Source organism: Ruegeria sp. CF4 (assembly GCF_056537345.1).
Genome location: NZ_JBQFRJ010000010.1, coordinates 18,358 through 34,824, shown reverse-complemented (window position 1 = coordinate 34,824; position 16,467 = coordinate 18,358). Strand labels below are relative to the sequence as shown.

Here is a 16,467-nt window from a genome sequence, read left to right as displayed (position 1 = left end):
CTCTGGGGCGGTCATTCGTCCCAACTGATCGCGGTCAGGTCGATGGCAGCGGTTGGGGCGTTCTCCCACAGTCCCTGCACACCCGCTTTGGCGATGCCCAGCTTGGCCAGTTGGAACAGGTAGCCATTGACATAATCGCTTGAGATCAACCGCTGCGCTTCGCCCAGCAGACGGGTCCGCTCGTCCGGATCAGTGGTCGCGTTCAGCGTATCCATCAGAGCCTGAAAATCGGTGCTCTCATACTGGAAGTAATAGTCAGGCCGGGCGTAGATGCCGATATCCATCGGCTCTGTATGGCTGACGATGGTGAGGCCGAATTCCTTGCCTTTAAACACGGATTCCAGCCATTGCGCCCATTCGACATTGATGATTTCGGCGGTGATGCCAACTTCAGCCAGTTGCGCGGCGATGATCTCACCCCCACGGCGGGCATAGGAGGGCGGCGGCAGGTGCAGCGTGGTTTCGAACCCATCTGGGTATCCGGCCTCGGCCAGAAGTGCCTTGGCCTTTTCCGGGTCATAGGCTGAATTGCCGGTCAGATCGACATAAGCAGGGTTATGCGGTGCGAAATGGGTGCCGATGGGCGTACCATAGCCGAACATCGCGCCATCGATGATGGCCTGCCGGTCGATCGCGTGGGCCAGAGCCTGCCGGACGAGGATATCGTCAAACGGTGCCTGCTTGTTGTTGGTGGACAGGATCGTTTCCCCTTCGGTCGAGCCGACAAGCACCTGAAAGCGCGGATCAGCCTCGAACTGAGGCAGGTTTTCGGGTGCCGGGAAATTGTCGAACACGTCCACATCCTCGGCCATCATGGCGGCAAAGGCGGCGGTCGGATCAGAGATGAACTTGAACGTAGCCGTCTCTAATGCGGGCTGATCGCCCCAATAGTTGGGGTTGCGATTCAGTGTGATACTATCGCCCTGCACCCAGTCGCCAAAGGTGAAGGCCCCTGTCCCGACCGGGTTTGTCTTGATGTCTTCGATGCTTTCTGAGGCCACTATCACCGCATCACCCCAGGCAAGGTTGAATAGGAAATTGCCATTGGGTTCGGACAGAGTGATCTTTACGGTCAACGGATCGACAACCTCGACATTCTCGATCCCTGCAAACAGCGCCTTCTGCGCATTGGCACTGTCATCGGCGCGGGCTCGGTCCAGACTGAACTTGACGTCCTCGGCATCCATCGTGGTGCCGTCATGGAAGGTTACACCGTCATGCAGCTTGAAGGTATAAACGGTACCGTCCTCGGAAATCTCCCAGCTTTCAGCCAGCCCCGGCACGACGGATCCGTCACCCATGAACCGGGTCAGGCCTTCAAAAATATTGGTGTAAACCACCGAATCAATCGCCTGCGCGGCAGCACTGGTCGGGTCCAGATGCGGCGGTTCCAGCTGCATCGCGATGGTGATGTCCGATTTCGCCAACGCCTGCGACGCCAGCAAAGACGCGCCCAGCGCAAGGGCCGAGGCCAAGGTCCGAACCGATTGCATTCCCATGAAATTCACTCCCCACTGTGTCAGGTTGGTCCGCCGATTGCGGATCGTTCTGAGACCAATTTCCCTTTAAACCTCAGGTCAATCAAGGAAATGTTCGCGCAACCGGGGTTTCATGGTCCCGGTCCGATCTGCTATGCCGCGCTGCAACATAAACCCTGCGAGGAGCGAGCATGAGCGCCACCGCCCGCAAGACAGCCCCGAATGCCGAGGATATCCGCGCCCGGAAAGGCACCGATCCTCTGGTTTCGCTGACCGCCTACACGACACCTATGGCGCGTCTGATGGATGCCCATTGCGATTTTGTTCTGGTGGGCGACAGCGTCGGCATGGTGTTGCACGGGCTGACTTCGACCCTTGGCGTGACGATGGAGATGATGATCTTGCATGGTCAGGCCGTTGCACGCGGGCTGGACAGGGCGATGATGGTCATCGACATGCCCTTTGCCAGTTACGAGCACGAGCCTGCACAGGCGTTTCGCAACGCCGCCAGGCTGATGTCGGAAACCGGTGCCGGGGCGGTGAAGCTGGAAGGCGGCGTGGAAATGGCCGAGACCATCCGCTTTCTGGTCAAGCGCGGTGTCCCGGTGATGGCCCATATCGGCCTGACGCCGCAATCGATCAACACCTTGGGTGGCTACAAGGTGCAGGGCCGCGATGAACAGGCTGAGGCGGTGCTGGCCGATGCCCAAGCGGTAGCCGAGGCAGGTGCGTTTTCGGTCGTGTTAGAGAAGGTTCCACAAGGTCTGGCAGACCGGATCACCCGCGAAATCCCGATCCCGACCATCGGTATCGGCGCCTCGGCCGGGTGCGACGGACAGATTCTTGTGGTTGACGACATGCTCGGCTTTTTCACTGCCTTCAAACCGAAATTCGTCAAACGCTATGCCGATCTTGGCCCGCAGGCCGAAGCTGCCATCGCCGAATATGCCGCCGAGGTCCGCGCACGCAGTTTCCCTGCAGACGAACACGTCTTTGCAGACCAAGCCCCTGCAAAAGGCAATAAATCATGACCGCGCCCATTCTTCGCAAGCTTGCGGATCTGCGCGCGCTGACCACGATGTGGCGCAATGATGGAGAGACCATCGGTGTTGTCCCGACGATGGGTGCGTTGCATCAGGGTCACCAGTCGCTGGTCGAGGCGGCAAAGGCGGGCACGGATCGGGTCATCGTTACGATCTTCGTGAATCCCAAGCAGTTCAACAATCCCGAAGATCTGGCGAACTATCCGCGCACTGAACATGAAGACGCCGAAAAGCTGTCCCCGTTTCAGGTTGATGCGATCTACGTTCCCGATCCGGATGAGATCTATCCGAAGGGCTTTGCCACCACCGTTTCGGTCGCGGGGCTGACCGATGTGATGGAAGGCGAATTCCGCCCCGGCCACTTTGACGGCGTGGCCACGGTTGTCGCCAAACTGTTCCTGCAGACACAGGCCGATCGAGCCTATTTCGGTGAAAAAGACTATCAACAGCTGATGGTCGTACGGCGCATGGCCCGCGATCTGGATATCCCCATCGAGGTGGTCGGCTGCCCGACAGTGCGTGAGGCATCAGGTCTGGCCATGTCATCGCGCAATCAAAGACTGTCGGCTGAAGGGCTGCGGGTTGCGGCCGAAAAACATCGCATCATGCACGCACTGGCCGAGGCTTTGGGAAAGGGCGTCCCTTTCGATACGCTTGCCGCACAGGCGCAAACGGATCTGCTGTCGGCGGGGTTTACGGATGTGGAATATGTGCAGTTGCGCTGCGCTGACACGCTGGAACCATTGACGCACGCCGACCGTCCCGCCCGTCTGTTCGCGGCGGCTTGGGCAGATGGGGTGCGGCTGATCGACAATCTGCCGGTCTCAAAGGCGTAATTCCACTCTGGCAGTTTTCCCGTTGTTTGCGCTAAAGTCCCGCAAAACCAAAGCGGGAGGGGCGCAGGCATGACCTATATTCTGGCAATCGATCAGGGCACGACATCATCACGAGCCATTCTGTTCGACGCGCAAATGCAGCGCGTGGGCACAGCGCAGCAGGAATTCCCACAGCACTTTCCGCAGGAAGGCTGGGTGGAACATGACCCCGAAGATATCTGGACCAGCGCCCTGAATGTTTGCCGCGAGGTGATGGAGACCACCGGCATCTCGGCCGATCAGATCGCCGGGATCGGCATCACCAATCAGCGCGAAACCACTGTGGTCTGGGACCGTGCAACCGGCAAACCCATTCACAACGCGATCGTCTGGCAGGACCGCCGCACCGCCGAGATATGTGCACGCTTCAAACAAGCGGGCTGCGAGGATGACGTGACCGCTCAAACCGGCCTGCTGCTGGATCCGTATTTCTCGGGCACCAAGGTCAAATGGATACTGGACACCGTCCCGGGTGCGCGCGATCGGGCCGAGGCCGGAGAGCTTTTGTTCGGCACTATCGACACGTTCCTGATCTGGCGTTTGACCGGGGGCAGCGTCCACGCCACAGACGCCACAAACGCCGCGCGCACCCTGCTGTTTGATATCCACAAAGGCGAATGGAGCGGCGAAATCTGCGATATGCTGGGCGTTCCTGCGACTATGCTGCCCAACGTACAGGATTGCGCGTCGGACTTCGGCTCGACCACGATGTTTGGCGGTGACATTCCCATCTTGGGCGTCGCAGGCGACCAGCAGGCTGCCACCATCGGGCAAGCCTGTTTTGAGCCGGGAATGATGAAATCTACCTACGGCACAGGCTGTTTCGCGCTGCTCAATACCGGTACGCAGCCAGTGATGTCCCAAAACCGCCTGCTGACAACGATCGCCTATCAGTTGGACGGGCAGAAAACCTATGCGCTCGAAGGTTCGATCTTTATTGCAGGGGCTGCTGTGCAATGGCTTCGCGACGCGCTTCAGATTCTGGAGGCAGCACCCCAAAGCGGCGATCTGGCCGCGCAGGCCGACCCGAACCAGCACGTGGTGCTTGTGCCGGCCTTCACCGGGCTCGGCGCGCCTTATTGGAAGCCCGATTGCCGCGGTGCCATGTTTGGCCTGACCCGCAACTCGGGTCGCGCGGAATTTGCCCGCGCGACGCTGGAGAGCATCGCTTTCCAGACCCGCGACCTGTGGCACGCCATGCAGGGCGACTGGGGCAGCGAGGCCGATGTCATCCTGCGCGTCGACGGCGGCATGAGCGCCTCAGACTGGACCATGCAGGGCCTGTCAAACATCCTCGGCGCACCGGTGGATCGCCCGGTGATGCAGGAAACCACCGCTTTGGGGGCCGCGTGGCTGGCCGGGATGAAGGCTGGCGTTTACCCGGATCAGGCCGGGTTTGCCACCACATGGGATCTGGACCGCCGGTTTGAACCGAAAATGTCCGAAGCGGATCGCGATGCGGCCTATGCACGCTGGCAGCGGGCCGTTCAGGCGACCATGGCGTTCTAGCTGTGGTCTTTCATCAGGCGCTGCTTCTGACGTGACCAATCCCGCTTGGCCTGCGTTTCGCGCTTGTCGTGCAGCTTCTTACCCTTGGCGATACCGATCTTCAGCTTCGCCCGGCCCTTGTGATTGAAATACAGAACCAGCGGCACCAGTGTCATGCCCTTGCGCTGAGTCGCGTTCCACAGGTTCGACAGTTCCTTGCGTGACACCAGCAGCTTGCGGCGGCGACGCTCTTCATGCTTGAAGACCTTCGCCTGCTCATAGGGTGCGATATAGCTGTTGATCAGCCAGAGTTCCCCATCATCGACCGAGGCGTAGCTCTCGGCGATGTTCGACCCGCCTGCGCGCAGGGATTTGACCTCGGACCCTTCCAGCACAATACCGCACTCGATATCGTCCTCGATCGCGTAATCGAAGCGGGCACGCCGGTTCTCGGCGATGACTTTGTAATTCGGGTCTGTCTTCTGCTTGGCCATGACGCGTTGATGTATGCCGCTTGCGCGCGCCTTGCAAGGCAGGCTTACGAAGTGGCCGAGATTATTAGATCGGGTCCAAAGATCGTGTCTGCATGATTGTGCAGGTAAATCTTCAGCCATGGCGTAAAGCGGGTCGGGTGGCGCTGCACTTCGGCCAGAAGATCGTGATAGTCGATCCAGCGCAGATCCATTACTTCGCTGGGATTAGGCTCGATCTTCAACGGTCCGCGCACATGGGCCAGAAAGACATCGACCACCTCGTTCTCGACCAGCCCGTTGCCCACATCCGCGTGATATTCAAGCCGGTGCCGGTATTCGGGATAAAGCCCGGTGATGCCCAGCTCTTCCTGCAGGCGACGCACGGCACACGCCGAAGCTGTTTCGTTCCAGTCCGGATGGGTGCAGCACGTGTTCGCCCACAGACCCGGCGTATGGTATTTTTCCAGCGCCCGGCGCTGCAGCAAAATCTCGGTTCCACGGACGGCAAAGACTGACACAGCCTTGTGCTTGAGGCCTTTTTCATGCGCTTCAAGCTTGTCGACGGGAGTCAGTTCACCCTCAACCCAGGCCGGGATCATGATACCCATCTGTCGTCTCCTGTTGTCGCAACACCGGCGCGAAACACATCACCGGCATCCGTTCAAGGTGGCGCTGAACAGGCATTTGTTCAATCGCACGAAAGGCCGCAGGGGCTGCGGCCTTTTGTACGTCTCATGGGTTGTGAAAGGCGGATTATTCGCCGGATACGCTCACGATATAGGCGTAAACATCTTCGGCGCCCTTCTTCAGCTTGAAGGTCATCTTCGATTTGGCCGAGGTTTCGCCCAGATAGTCCTTCAGAAACGCTTTGGGATCCTGGGCGTAGGAGACAAAAGTCTCTTCATCCCAAACCAGCCCGTTTTCACCAGCGGCAACGATGCTGTCACCGTATTTGAACCCTTCGACGGTCCCCGCGGTACGGCCCGCGATCCCGTAGAGGTTCGGGCCGGTCTTGCCGCCCTTGACGATCACTTCACCTGCAGGGTCAGCGATCTGATGGCAAGACTTGCATTTGTTAAAGGTCTTCTTACCAGCTTCGGCGTCGCCTTCCGCATAAACGGGAAGGGCCAGCAGGCCGGCAATTGCGGTGGCAAGGATACGATTCATAGCTTTTGCTCCGATACAAATTGGCTGCACCGAATGGACCGCTGGCACAGCAGAGAGTCAACGCGCAGATTGCCGCGCGAGGGCACCCTGTCACAAGGCGTTACCGGTCGTCCTTAACCGAAGTCATGTAATTGTGACCAACAGGGCAACAGATCGCCTGGGCGGGGTGTGGCCAGATAGATTGCACGCGCAATCGCTCGCGCAAGGCATATCGAAGCCGCGTGACCAATCAACGCCATGGCCTCGGGCGCGACGGCGTGAGTGCCCGTGCTGAGGCCAAATACCAGATCTCCGTCCCCTGGCGTATGGGCGGGGACAATCGCGCGTGAGATGCCATCATGGGCCGCAACCGCCAGCCGTTGACATTGCGGCTTGGTCAGGGCCGCATCCGTTGCGACAATGGCTATCGTGGTATTTGCGTCGTCCGGTGGGGCCGGATGCATCGCCTGTGCCTTACGGCTGACATGGCTGCGCCCGAGACCCGAGGCCGGATCTGGCCCGAGGCCGCCGAACTCGGCATCGATTTCGAACGGAGCAGCCCAGAAATGACGGTCACCCGACGTTGTCACACTGCCGAGAGGGTTTGCCGCGACCAATGCGCCAACGGTTACGCCCCCCTCAAGCATCAGCGATGCCGAACCCAGCCCGCCCTTGTGCATCGCCGCCAATGCGCCGGTTCCAGCCCCGACTGACCCCAATTCAAATTTCGGTGAGGCGGCCAGATAAGCGGCTTTGCCAAGCGCGCGATAGGGGTTTTCGGTCCAGTCCTTGTCTCCGCCATTCAGCAGGTCGAACAGAATCGCCCCGGGCACAATCGGCACGACAGCCGGACCCACCTGAAATCCGCGCTTTTCGGCATGGAGGGCGTCAGATACGCCCGAACAGGCATCGAGCCCGAAGGCCGAACCTCCGGACAACGCGATCGCGTCCACATGTTGAACCGATTTGTCGGGTGCCAAGAGGTCCGTTTCGCGCGTGCCGGGCGCGCCCCCCATGACATGCACCGAAGCGACGAAAGGATGCTCCGCCGTCAGCACGGTTGTACCCGATTTCAGCGCCTCATCCTGCGCGTTGCCGACCTTCAGGCCAGGGATATCGGTGATCAGGTTGCTGGGTCCGGGGGTCATTTGGATCTCGGATGTTGTGCTGGGAAGCACGCTGGCGCGCGCCGCCTCCGGCGGAGATATTTTTGGCCAGATGAAGAATAGATCAGATACATCGTCCTCCGTCCACTTCGAGGGCCGCTCCGGTGATCATGCTGGCTTCGTCCGAACAGAGAAAGCAGGCGGCGTTGGCCATGTCTTCTGGGGTCGAGAAGCGGCCCAGCGGAATCGTCGACAGGAACTTGGCGCGGATTTCGGGCGTGTCTTCGCCCATGAAGGATTTCAGCAGAGGGGTTTCTCCGGCAACCGGGCAGATGGCATTGACGCGGACGCCGGAGGGGGCCAATTCCACCGCCATGGTTTTGGTTGCGGTGATCATCCAACCTTTGGAGGCGTTGTACCAGTTCAGGTTGGGACGCGGCGATAAGCCAGCCGTTGAGGCCACGTTCAGGATCGCACCGGTGCCCCGCGCTTTCATCTGCGGGACAAAGGCGCGAGCGGTCAGGTAAACCGATTTCATATTCACATTGAAGATGCGGTCAAAGTCGGCTTCTTCGACCTCTTCAAGTGGGGTGGGCAGATGAGTCACGCCTGCGTTGTTGACCAGAATGTCGAGATGCCCAAAGGAGGCAGCGACCGCATCCGCCATCGCTTGCACCGACTTCGCCTCGGCCACATCCACCTGCTGCGCGATGGCACCCGGCCCGTGCTGCTTTGCCTGAACCTCGGCCGCGTCGCCATTGATATCGGCGATCATGACCCGCGCCCCTTCGGTCAGGAATTTCTGCACGATACCGGCACCAAAGCCGGATGCGCCGCCGGTGACGATTGCGGTTTTTCCCTCTAACCTCATGATCTTGCTCTCCCTTGTCGGGTCAGACTAGCAAGGCCGCGCGAAGTTACCAGATTAATCTTCCGAGATCTTGCCCCGCAGCGCCTTCACGTCCGATCGCGCCTTTTTTGCCGCCAGCCGTCGCTTGACCGAGCCGTAGGTGGGTTTGGTAGCAATCCGGCGCTTGGGTTTGAGCAATGCGCGGGTGATGAGTTCAGCCAGCCTCGCACGGGCGATTTCGCGGTTGCGGGCCTGCGAGCGGGTCTCTTCGCATTGAATGATGATTGCACCATCTTTGGTCCAGCGCCGACCGGCCAGACGTTTCAACCGGCTCTTGACCGGATCAGGCAACGAAGGAGAGCGCGCGGCCTCGAACCGCAGCTCAACGGCGGTCGAGACCTTGTTGACATTCTGCCCGCCGGGACCGGACGAGCGCACAAAGCTCTCGGTCATTTCCCAATCCTGTAAGGCGATATCGTCGGTGATGCGCAACATGGGGCAGACCTTACAAGCCGCAGATGGAAACAAAAAGGGCCGCCCCGGCGGGACGGCCCTTCGAAAGTTCAGGAGGTCGGGTCGGTTAGATCAATCGACCAGCCGGAGCGAGCGCTCCGCCAAGGGCTGCCTTAACAGGCGATCCCCCCGGTTGTTCCGACACCTCTCTCCAATCTCTTTCTCGACACTGGATCACCTCCTTTTCTATCTGTTGCGGTTAACAAGGAGCGTGACACAAGTTGTGCCAATCTCAAAGAACTTTTTTACGCAGGCTGTGCGGCGGTCAGACGGGCGACGATCACCTTGAACGGGATCAGGGCGATCAGGGCCAGCGAGAGTTTTACCAGCCAATCTGCGAAGGCCAGCGTTACCCACAGCGGCGCCATCGGGCCGGACAGCAAGAAGGGCACCGGTTCCCACGCCCAGTTGATCGCAGCGTCAGCGTCTGCGCCGAAGAATGTGACCGAGGCCGAGAAGGCCAGGGTGAAGAAAATTGCGGTGTCCAGCGCTGAACCGACCAGTGTCGAAACCAGCGGAGCACGCCACCAGCGACCACCGCGCAGCGAGTTGAACACGGTGACATCGGTCAGTTGCGCGATCAGGAAGGCGGTACCCGAGGCTACAGCAATCCGCAGCGGTACGGCGGCATAGGTAAACCCGTCGCCCTGCAGCATGATCTGGCTGCCGATCAGCGAGCAGATCATACCGGTGACAAACCCTGCGAACACGACCTTGCGGGCCGGACCTACGCCATAGACGCGGTTCATGATGTCAGTGACCAGAAAGGCCAGCGGATAGGAGAAAGCACCCCAGGTCAACAGACCGTCAAGGATCAGGAACTGGACCAGGATGTTTGAGGCCACGACGATCGAGGCCATGGCAAGGATGCCGGGAATATAAGAGCGTTGCATTTACAGATGCCCGTTTTGACAAGGTAGCGGCGACTTGGCCCCGGGCTCATCCCAAGGCAAGCCGTGCGTTTAGACCTTTGGCATTGCCCTGTCAATCAGGCAGCAGATATTCCACCAACTCGGTGCGCTGCAGCGCCAGAAAGTTGTCGTCCGAGATCATGGTGGCCCGGAGCCGGTGCTGATCGTCACGCCAGACCGATAGGCCTTCGAGGTTGTCATGGGTGCCGGTGCTTGTTTCAAACAGAATTTCTTCGGCGATGGGTTGATCACGATCGATCTGCCAACGCCGCAACCGGGATCGGAATCCGATCAGAGCAACCTTTCGCTCCAGCAAATAAAAACGGCCATCTGGGCCGAAATCGGCTGCGACCGGCAGAAATCCGTCGCGTGGCGCTAGCATGAAAGGCGTCGACCACGACAGACCATCCCAGCGATAGACGGGAATTTCGCCGCGTGCCGTTCGGCTTTTTTCAGGCAGGGTGTACAAGCGGTCTTGCTCATCCAGCGCCAATGCCTCGAACGAGCCGTTGATGTCGAGGGTTTGAAACTCTCTGGGGCGCGGCAATACCCGTGCCCGCGCATTCGGTCCGGTAAAACGGGCGACGCGATGCACCCCTTCGAACGAGATGTAATGGCTACCATCTGGCGCGAGGGCAATCCCCTCGGAATCTCCGGCACGCCCTTTCATCCTGCTGCCATTGCTGGACAGGACAGGCCATTGGCCGTGGATTTGGATTCCGATGATCCGATCCCCTTCTCGATCGATATTCGCGGTCACCAGTCGGGCGCGATCGCTGACTGCAATCATATGCCGCCCGTTGTCCGAGATATGGATGGCCGAAAACCCGCCGAACCAACCGGCATCATGACGCCAGGCGAAACTGTCCAAGGGCGTTGCTGTCTTGATATCGACAGCCCAAGCGATCCCGGCCAGCGCCAGCCCAACAATCAGTTGGATTGCAAAACGGATGCGCATTGTTGCGGCAGATCGGCCAGGCGGTATTCACGGCGTTTCTTCGGCGGTGGCGCGTTCGGATCGGGCGGCGGCGGGTTCAGGATATTCTGGACCCATTGCTGCGCCTCGGCGCAACCGTCGCCCTTGGGCGGCGGGTCCTGATTGACGCAACCGCGCGACCCCTTCGGGCAGTTCAGGCGCACGTGGAAATGATAGTGATGCCCCCACCACGGCCGGATTTTGCGCAGATAGGCCCGGTTCCCCTTCTCGTCCTTGCACATCTGCACCTTGGCACCGGGGAACACGAAAATCCGCGCGACGCGCTTATCTTTGGCGGCTTCACGCAACACCGCATGATGCTGCTTGGTCCAGTTGCCGTTCACGAATGCACCATTGGATCGGCGCAGGGAAATCGACGAGATATTCTCGCGGGCCTTACGGCTGAGGCGCATATCATTGCCGGGCAGCATCCAGATATCGATATCCAATCCCAACTGGTGGGATCGATGGCCCGAGGTCATCGGCCCACCCCGCGGCTGGCTGATATCCCCGATATAGAGACCATTCCAACCCGGCTGTTTCGCGGCAAAGCGGCTAAGGTCCTGCACATAGTCGATCGCCTGAGGATGCCCCCAATTGCGATTGCGCGACAGGCGCATGGCCTGCCATGTCGGACCCGTTTCAGGTAATTGCACCGACCCGGCGGCGCATCCGCGCGAATAACTGCCGAAAGCGGCAGACTTCTGCTGCGACCCCACCTTTTGGGACCCGAACAATTGCTTCGCCAGGGGTTGCGCCCCTGCGGTGCCTGCCAATGTCAAAGCGGCCAAAACGGCCAGAAAACGTAGTAAAATCATCTGCTCTGATCCCCTTCCGGTTTCACCCAGCGCATCAGGACTAGACCCAGAATAAACAACAGAATGATCGGTGACACCCCCAGACGTGCACTGCCGGTGACAGTTGTGGCAATTCCGATCAGCAGCGGCGCGGCAAAGGCGGTTGCCCGGCCTGACAAACCATAAAGTCCGAAGCTTTCGACCGGCGTTTCTGGATCGGTATGACGCACCATCATCGAACGACTGGCGGATTGCAGAACCCCGCCCATCCCGCCGATCAGAATACCGCATCCAAAGAACACCATATCCGGCAGCCCCGAGCCTTCGGGCAAAGCGATGCCATAGATTTGCGTCCGGTCCATCAAAACCACGGTGAGGCAGACGAAGATCAACACCCAGATCGCCACCAAAATCACCGGTTTAGGGCCGTATTTCCGATCCATCTTGCCACCAATCCACGCAAAAATGGCCGAGGCCAGAACGCTGACGATTCCGAATACACCGATCTTGATCAGGTCCCATTCGAGCACCAACCGCGCATAGACGCCGCCAAAGCTGTAAAGCCCGTTCAGCGCATCGCGGTAGAACATCGAGGAGCCCAAATAGGTCGCCAGACTGACCCGATGACGCAACGCGGCCACGGATTTGCCGAGCAGGCGCAGCGCGTCTCCCAAACTGCCCTGTTTGTTGGCCTCCGGATCGTCACGGACCCACAGAAAGTACGGCACCATGAACAGCATGAACCAGCCCGCAGTGAACGGCCCGACAAACCGCGTACCCTCTTGCGCGGCAGCATCCAGCCCGAGGATTGGTGCGATTCCGATCAAGGTCTTGCCATTGGGCTGCTCAACAAACAGCGCCAGCATGATGGCCAGCGACAACAGCCCTCCGAAATAACCGAAGGCAAAGCCCGAACCCGAGATCTCGCCCACCTCATTGTCGTCACCCAGATCGGGCAACTGAGAGTTGATGAAGATCAGAGCATATTCCGCACCCACAAAGCCCAGACCAAAGGCCGACAGCATCAGCCACATGTTGGAGCCATCGGGCATCGTGTACCACAACGCGGCAGACCCCACCGCGTACATCACCGAAAACCCGAGAATCCAAGGAATACGCCGACCCGAAACATCCGCCATCGCGCCCAGAAACGGCGCGCCGAACGCGATGATCAGCCCGGTGATGGTCAGGCAGTTCGCCCAAACCGTCTGTGCCTGTGCTGCCGCTGTATCAGTGTCTAATCCGGTATTTGCGTAATACTGCGCTGCGACCCCTGCGAAAAAGGGGCCAAAGACAAAGGTCACCAGCAATGTATGGAACGGCTGGCTGGCCCAGTCGAAAAACCACCAGCCCCAGATGCGCTTGCGCTTGGAAATCTCAGCCATCTCTGCCCCATATTATTGTTGCTTTCATAAGACGGGGCTTTCAGCAGATGCGCAAGCGCTGAGTGCGCCGCACTTGCTCTTTGCGGCTGTGACGCTTAGGTCTCAGGGCAATTGACGAACGGAGTGCCCATGCTGTCGCTGATCCAAATCCTTCTGCTGATCCTGGACATTGTCTGGTTCATCATCCTTGCCCATGTGATCATGAGCTGGCTGATCAACTTCCAGGTGCTGAACCTGCACCAGCAACTGGTGGCACAAATTTGGTACGGGCTGAACCGCATATTAGAGCCTATTTATGGACCCATACGCCGCTTTCTGCCCAATATGGGCGGGCTGGACCTGACGCCGTTGGTGGTGCTGATCGCGGTCTATGCGCTACGGATTATCCTGATCAACAATGCGGTCTATTTCTACTGACCTCTTGTTCACCGAATCTTAGTATGTGATGGTCCTGTCTTAAGAGCAGATAAACCATAAAACAGGGCCATCCGACGCATGTTCGACTCCGCACCCTTGTTGCGAGACGTCTTTGGATTCGACGCCTTCCGCCCCGGGCAGGAAGAGATCGTCGATGCCGTGACCACGGGCGAAAACGTGCTGGCCATCATGCCCACCGGGGGCGGTAAATCCTTATGCTTCCAACTGCCCGCATTGCTGCGCGACGGGGTCACGGTGGTGATCTCTCCGCTCATCGCGCTGATGCGGGATCAGGTTCGTGGGCTGCAGGAAGCCGGGGTTGAGGCGGGTGCTCTGACCTCTGGCAACACGCCCGAGGAAACCGATGCGGTATGGGAGGCGCTTGAGGCTGGGCGGCTCAAGCTGCTCTACATGGCTCCGGAACGTCTGGCCGCTGGATCGGCCTTGGGAATGCTGCGGCGGATCAATGTCAGCCTGATCGCCGTGGATGAGGCCCATTGTGTCAGTCAGTGGGGCCACGATTTCCGCCCCGATTACTTGCGGATCGGAGAGCTGCGGCGCGCGCTGAATGTGCCGCTGGCCGCGTTTACCGCCACAGCGGATGCCGAGACACAGGACGAGATTGTCGAAAAGCTGTTCGACGGCACGGAACCGCGCAAATTCTTACGCGGGTTCGACCGGCCCAATATCCATCTGGCCTTTGCCGCCAAGGACGGGCCGCGCAAGCAGATCCTCGACTTCGCAGCAGCCCGCAAGGGGCAATCCGGCATCGTCTATTGCGGAACACGCAATAAAACTGAAGTGTTGGCGCAGGCGCTGCGTGCCGAAGGGCACACCGCCTGCCACTATCACGGCGGGATGGAGCCCGACGACCGGCGCATCGTCGAAACTCGCTTTGCACGCGAGGACGGTTTGATTGTCGTCGCCACCGTGGCCTTTGGCATGGGCATCGACAAACCCGATATCCGCTGGGTCGCCCATGCGGACCTGCCGAAATCCATCGAAGCCTATTATCAGGAAATCGGCCGCGCGGGCCGGGATGGTGGCCCCGCCGAAACCCTGACCCTGTTTGGCCCCGACGATATCCGCCTGCGCCGGTCGCAGATCGACGAAGGGCTCGCGCCGCCTGAACGGCGTATGGCCGATCACGCCCGCCTGAACGCTTTGCTGGGTCTGGCCGAGGCTCTGGTGTGTCGCCGTCAGGCATTACTGGGCTATTTCGGCGAACACACAGAACCCTGCGGCAAATGCGATCTGTGTGACACGCCACCCGAAGTGTTCGACGGTACGACCCCGGTTCGTATGGCCTTGTCTGCAATCCTGCGTACCGAAGAATGGTTTGGCGCGGGCCACCTGATCGACATTCTGCTGGGCAATGAGACTGATAAAATCCGCGCCCGCCGTCACGATGCCTTGTCCACCTGGGGCATCGGAAAAGACTGGTCCCGCCCGCAATGGCAGGCGATCTTCCGGCAGATGATGGGCCACGACCTTGTCCGCCCCGATCCCGAACGGCACGGCGCGTTGCGTATGACGGAAGCGGCGAAACCGATCCTGAAGGGCGAGGTGCAAATCAATCTGCGCAAGGATACGATCCGCAAAGCCACACGCCGCCCCGCGGTCAAGGCCATGGTCGCCGAAGAAGATGCGCCGCTGCTATCCGCCCTAAAAGCCAAACGCCGCGCTTTGGCCGAGGCCGCACGGGTTCCCGCTTATGTCATCTTCCCCGACCGTACACTGATTGAAATGGCCGAGAAACGCCCCATGACGCTGGACGACATGGCTCGGATCGGCGGTGTGGGCGCGAAGAAACTGGAACGCTACGGCGACACCTTTCTTGAGGTGATTGCCGGAGAAGCCGAAGTGTTGCATCCGGCGCGCCGCAAGCTGGCGGGCCGGGATCAGGGTGAGATCTACGATCAGCTTTTGGCCGTGCAGAACGATCTGGCGCGTGGACCGGCAGGCATCGACAAACCTCTGACCTGTTCGGCCTCGCAACTGGCCAAAGTGGCACAGCTGCGCGCGGATGATCCGCGCGGGATGGAGCAGGTATTGGGCGACCGACGTCACGAAAGGTTTGGGGCCGCCTTTCTGGACGTGCTGCGTCAGGCGAGCTAGATACAGCCCATCAGGCAAGGAAAGAGGGCGGATATGCTGGTAGTGATTTCCCCGGCCAAGCGGCTGGACTGGGCTGAGCGCGATATCGAAGTGACGCAACCCGACTTCCAAGACGATGCGATCCGATTGTCCAAGACAGCGCGAAATCTGACTTTGGGTGACCTGAAGAAGCTGATGGATCTGAGCGATGATCTGGCCCGGCTGAACCGTGACCGCTATCGCGCATTTTCGGACGCACCGGAGGCGGACGCCACACGCCCCGCGGCCCTGGCCTTTGCAGGCGACACCTATCAGGGCCTTGAGGCCGCGTCCCTGGACGCCGATGAGATGGCCTGGGCGCAGGATCACCTACGTATCCTGTCAGGTCTATATGGCGTGCTACGCCCACTGGATGCGATCCAGCCCTATCGGCTGGAGATGGGCAGCAGGCTGAAAACCCGGCGCGGCAAGAACCTCTATGAATATTGGCGTGACCAGCTGAGTAAGGCACTGAATGCGCAGGGCGCGCAGATTGGCGCGGATGTTCTGGTGAATTGCGCCAGTCAGGAGTATTTCGGAGCGGTAGACCTGAAGGCGCTAAAACTGCGAGTGATTACGCCGGTGTTCATGGAGGACAAAGGCGGGACCCCGAAAATCGTGAGCTTCTTTGCAAAGAAAGCACGCGGGGCGATGGCGCGATATGTCATTCAGCATAGGCTGAACGAGCCAAAAGGATTGCTGGATTTTGATACGGGCGGATATGAGTATCGCCCTGAGCTGTCGGAAGAAGATAAGCCGGTTTTTGTACGCCCCTATCAGGCCTGATTTTCTGCGGGTGTTGAGGGCGGAGCGAGGGGCCAGCCCCTCGCGCTCCCCGAGATATTTATAGCCAGATGAAGAACAGATCGAAGC

At 59.7% G+C, this 16,467-nt stretch carries 17 protein-coding genes; 6 read left to right on the top strand and 11 right to left on the bottom strand.

All coding sequences use genetic code 11. From position 1 onward, the window contains the following. Window positions 1-11: 11 nt before the first annotated feature. A complete protein-coding gene (locus ACR0NF_RS17270; RefSeq protein WP_480660001.1) occupies window positions 12-1,493 on the bottom strand; it encodes an ABC transporter substrate-binding protein in 1,482 nt (493 codons plus the stop codon). 176 nt (window positions 1,494-1,669) lie between these two features. Here ACR0NF_RS17270 and panB point away from each other — a divergent pair, with 176 nt between their 5' ends. The 3 genes from panB to glpK all read left to right on the top strand — a co-directional run bounded on the left by panB (window position 1,670) and on the right by glpK (window position 4,905). Further along, window positions 1,670-2,509, top strand: coding sequence for a 3-methyl-2-oxobutanoate hydroxymethyltransferase (gene panB, locus ACR0NF_RS17265; protein ID WP_480471539.1), 840 nt, complete (start codon window positions 1,670-1,672; stop codon window positions 2,507-2,509). Further along, window positions 2,506-3,357: a pantoate--beta-alanine ligase gene (gene panC, locus ACR0NF_RS17260; RefSeq protein WP_480778672.1), complete on the top strand. Its 852-nt coding sequence runs from the start codon at window positions 2,506-2,508 to the stop codon at window positions 3,355-3,357. The genes panB and panC overlap by 4 nt, the downstream gene beginning before the upstream one ends. Window positions 3,358-3,426: 69 nt before the next feature. After that, on the top strand, window positions 3,427-4,905 hold the full coding sequence (gene glpK / locus ACR0NF_RS17255; protein WP_480471537.1) for a glycerol kinase GlpK: 1,479 nt from the start codon (window positions 3,427-3,429) through the stop codon (window positions 4,903-4,905). On the opposite strand, the gene smpB is transcribed toward glpK, so the two are convergent. The 10 genes from smpB to ACR0NF_RS17205 form a co-directional block, all read right to left on the bottom strand. Beyond that, window positions 4,902-5,378 carry an SsrA-binding protein SmpB gene (gene smpB / locus ACR0NF_RS17250; RefSeq protein WP_480471536.1) on the bottom strand — a complete coding sequence of 159 codons (477 nt, stop codon included), beginning with the start codon at window positions 5,376-5,378 and terminating at the stop codon, window positions 4,902-4,904. The two genes, glpK and smpB, sit on opposite strands and share 4 nt — an antisense overlap. A gap of 44 nt (window positions 5,379-5,422) precedes the next feature. Next, the gene (gene idi, locus ACR0NF_RS17245) at window positions 5,423-5,965 is read right to left on the bottom strand and encodes an isopentenyl-diphosphate Delta-isomerase (RefSeq protein ID WP_480471535.1); all 543 of its coding nucleotides are present in this window, start codon (window positions 5,963-5,965) and stop codon (window positions 5,423-5,425) included. Between the two features lie 145 nt (window positions 5,966-6,110). Continuing rightward, window positions 6,111-6,524, bottom strand: coding sequence for a c-type cytochrome (locus ACR0NF_RS17240; RefSeq protein WP_480471534.1), 414 nt, complete (start codon window positions 6,522-6,524; stop codon window positions 6,111-6,113). Between the two features lie 113 nt (window positions 6,525-6,637). Beyond that, window positions 6,638-7,651 (bottom strand): P1 family peptidase, encoded by a 1,014-nt coding sequence (locus ACR0NF_RS17235; RefSeq protein WP_480471533.1) that lies wholly within the window; start codon window positions 7,649-7,651, stop codon window positions 6,638-6,640. Window positions 7,652-7,733: 82 nt separating this feature from the next. Further along, the gene (locus ACR0NF_RS17230; protein ID WP_480471532.1) at window positions 7,734-8,480 is read right to left on the bottom strand and encodes an SDR family oxidoreductase; all 747 of its coding nucleotides are present in this window, start codon (window positions 8,478-8,480) and stop codon (window positions 7,734-7,736) included. A 54-nt stretch (window positions 8,481-8,534) separates the two neighbouring features. Beyond that, complete coding sequence (gene arfB / locus ACR0NF_RS17225; RefSeq protein WP_480778671.1) at window positions 8,535-8,954, bottom strand: alternative ribosome rescue aminoacyl-tRNA hydrolase ArfB; 420 nt, start codon at window positions 8,952-8,954, stop codon at window positions 8,535-8,537. Between the two features lie 263 nt (window positions 8,955-9,217). Next, window positions 9,218-9,865 (bottom strand): queuosine precursor transporter, encoded by a 648-nt coding sequence (locus ACR0NF_RS17220; RefSeq protein WP_480471530.1) that lies wholly within the window; start codon window positions 9,863-9,865, stop codon window positions 9,218-9,220. A gap of 91 nt (window positions 9,866-9,956) precedes the next feature. Continuing rightward, window positions 9,957-10,841, bottom strand: a complete 885-nt coding sequence (locus tag ACR0NF_RS17215) for an esterase-like activity of phytase family protein (RefSeq protein WP_480471529.1) — start codon at window positions 10,839-10,841, stop codon at window positions 9,957-9,959. Then, a complete protein-coding gene (gene mepA / locus ACR0NF_RS17210) occupies window positions 10,814-11,677 on the bottom strand; it encodes a penicillin-insensitive murein endopeptidase (protein WP_480471528.1) in 864 nt (287 codons plus the stop codon). The genes ACR0NF_RS17215 and mepA overlap by 28 nt, the downstream gene beginning before the upstream one ends. Beyond that, window positions 11,674-13,041, bottom strand: coding sequence for an MFS transporter (locus tag ACR0NF_RS17205; RefSeq protein ID WP_480471527.1), 1,368 nt, complete (start codon window positions 13,039-13,041; stop codon window positions 11,674-11,676). The genes mepA and ACR0NF_RS17205 overlap by 4 nt, the downstream gene beginning before the upstream one ends. A gap of 129 nt (window positions 13,042-13,170) precedes the next feature. Between ACR0NF_RS17205 and ACR0NF_RS17200 the strand changes: the two genes are divergently transcribed. From ACR0NF_RS17200 to yaaA, 3 genes are all read left to right on the top strand, one after another. After that, complete coding sequence (locus tag ACR0NF_RS17200) at window positions 13,171-13,458, top strand: YggT family protein (RefSeq protein WP_480471526.1); 288 nt, start codon at window positions 13,171-13,173, stop codon at window positions 13,456-13,458. A gap of 78 nt (window positions 13,459-13,536) precedes the next feature. After that, window positions 13,537-15,576, top strand: coding sequence for a DNA helicase RecQ (gene recQ / locus ACR0NF_RS17195; protein ID WP_480471525.1), 2,040 nt, complete (start codon window positions 13,537-13,539; stop codon window positions 15,574-15,576). 33 nt (window positions 15,577-15,609) lie between these two features. Further along, a complete protein-coding gene (gene yaaA / locus ACR0NF_RS17190; RefSeq protein WP_480778670.1) occupies window positions 15,610-16,380 on the top strand; it encodes a peroxide stress protein YaaA in 771 nt (256 codons plus the stop codon). Window positions 16,381-16,467: the final 87 nt, after the last annotated feature.

What these genes read in the sequence shown, in the direction of transcription:
- ACR0NF_RS17270 (WP_480660001.1), bottom strand. Translation starts at nt 1,493, where the DNA reads ATGCAATCGGTTCGGACCTTGGCCTCGGCCCTTGCGCTGGGCGCGTCT.
- panB (WP_480471539.1), top strand. Translation starts at nt 1,670, where the DNA reads ATGAGCGCCACCGCCCGCAAGACAGCCCCGAATGCCGAGGATATCCGC.
- panC (WP_480778672.1), top strand. Translation starts at nt 2,506, where the DNA reads ATGACCGCGCCCATTCTTCGCAAGCTTGCGGATCTGCGCGCGCTGACC.
- glpK (WP_480471537.1), top strand. Translation starts at nt 3,427, where the DNA reads ATGACCTATATTCTGGCAATCGATCAGGGCACGACATCATCACGAGCC.
- smpB (WP_480471536.1), bottom strand. Translation starts at nt 5,378, where the DNA reads ATGGCCAAGCAGAAGACAGACCCGAATTACAAAGTCATCGCCGAGAAC.
- idi (WP_480471535.1), bottom strand. Translation starts at nt 5,965, where the DNA reads ATGGGTATCATGATCCCGGCCTGGGTTGAGGGTGAACTGACTCCCGTC.
- ACR0NF_RS17240 (WP_480471534.1), bottom strand. Translation starts at nt 6,524, where the DNA reads ATGAATCGTATCCTTGCCACCGCAATTGCCGGCCTGCTGGCCCTTCCC.
- ACR0NF_RS17235 (WP_480471533.1), bottom strand. Translation starts at nt 7,651, where the DNA reads ATGACCCCCGGACCCAGCAACCTGATCACCGATATCCCTGGCCTGAAG.
- ACR0NF_RS17230 (WP_480471532.1), bottom strand. Translation starts at nt 8,480, where the DNA reads ATGAGGTTAGAGGGAAAAACCGCAATCGTCACCGGCGGCGCATCCGGC.
- arfB (WP_480778671.1), bottom strand. Translation starts at nt 8,954, where the DNA reads ATGTTGCGCATCACCGACGATATCGCCTTACAGGATTGGGAAATGACC.
- ACR0NF_RS17220 (WP_480471530.1), bottom strand. Translation starts at nt 9,865, where the DNA reads ATGCAACGCTCTTATATTCCCGGCATCCTTGCCATGGCCTCGATCGTC.
- ACR0NF_RS17215 (WP_480471529.1), bottom strand. Translation starts at nt 10,841, where the DNA reads ATGCGCATCCGTTTTGCAATCCAACTGATTGTTGGGCTGGCGCTGGCC.
- mepA (WP_480471528.1), bottom strand. Translation starts at nt 11,677, where the DNA reads ATGATTTTACTACGTTTTCTGGCCGTTTTGGCCGCTTTGACATTGGCA.
- ACR0NF_RS17205 (WP_480471527.1), bottom strand. Translation starts at nt 13,041, where the DNA reads ATGGCTGAGATTTCCAAGCGCAAGCGCATCTGGGGCTGGTGGTTTTTC.
- ACR0NF_RS17200 (WP_480471526.1), top strand. Translation starts at nt 13,171, where the DNA reads ATGCTGTCGCTGATCCAAATCCTTCTGCTGATCCTGGACATTGTCTGG.
- recQ (WP_480471525.1), top strand. Translation starts at nt 13,537, where the DNA reads ATGTTCGACTCCGCACCCTTGTTGCGAGACGTCTTTGGATTCGACGCC.
- yaaA (WP_480778670.1), top strand. Translation starts at nt 15,610, where the DNA reads ATGCTGGTAGTGATTTCCCCGGCCAAGCGGCTGGACTGGGCTGAGCGC.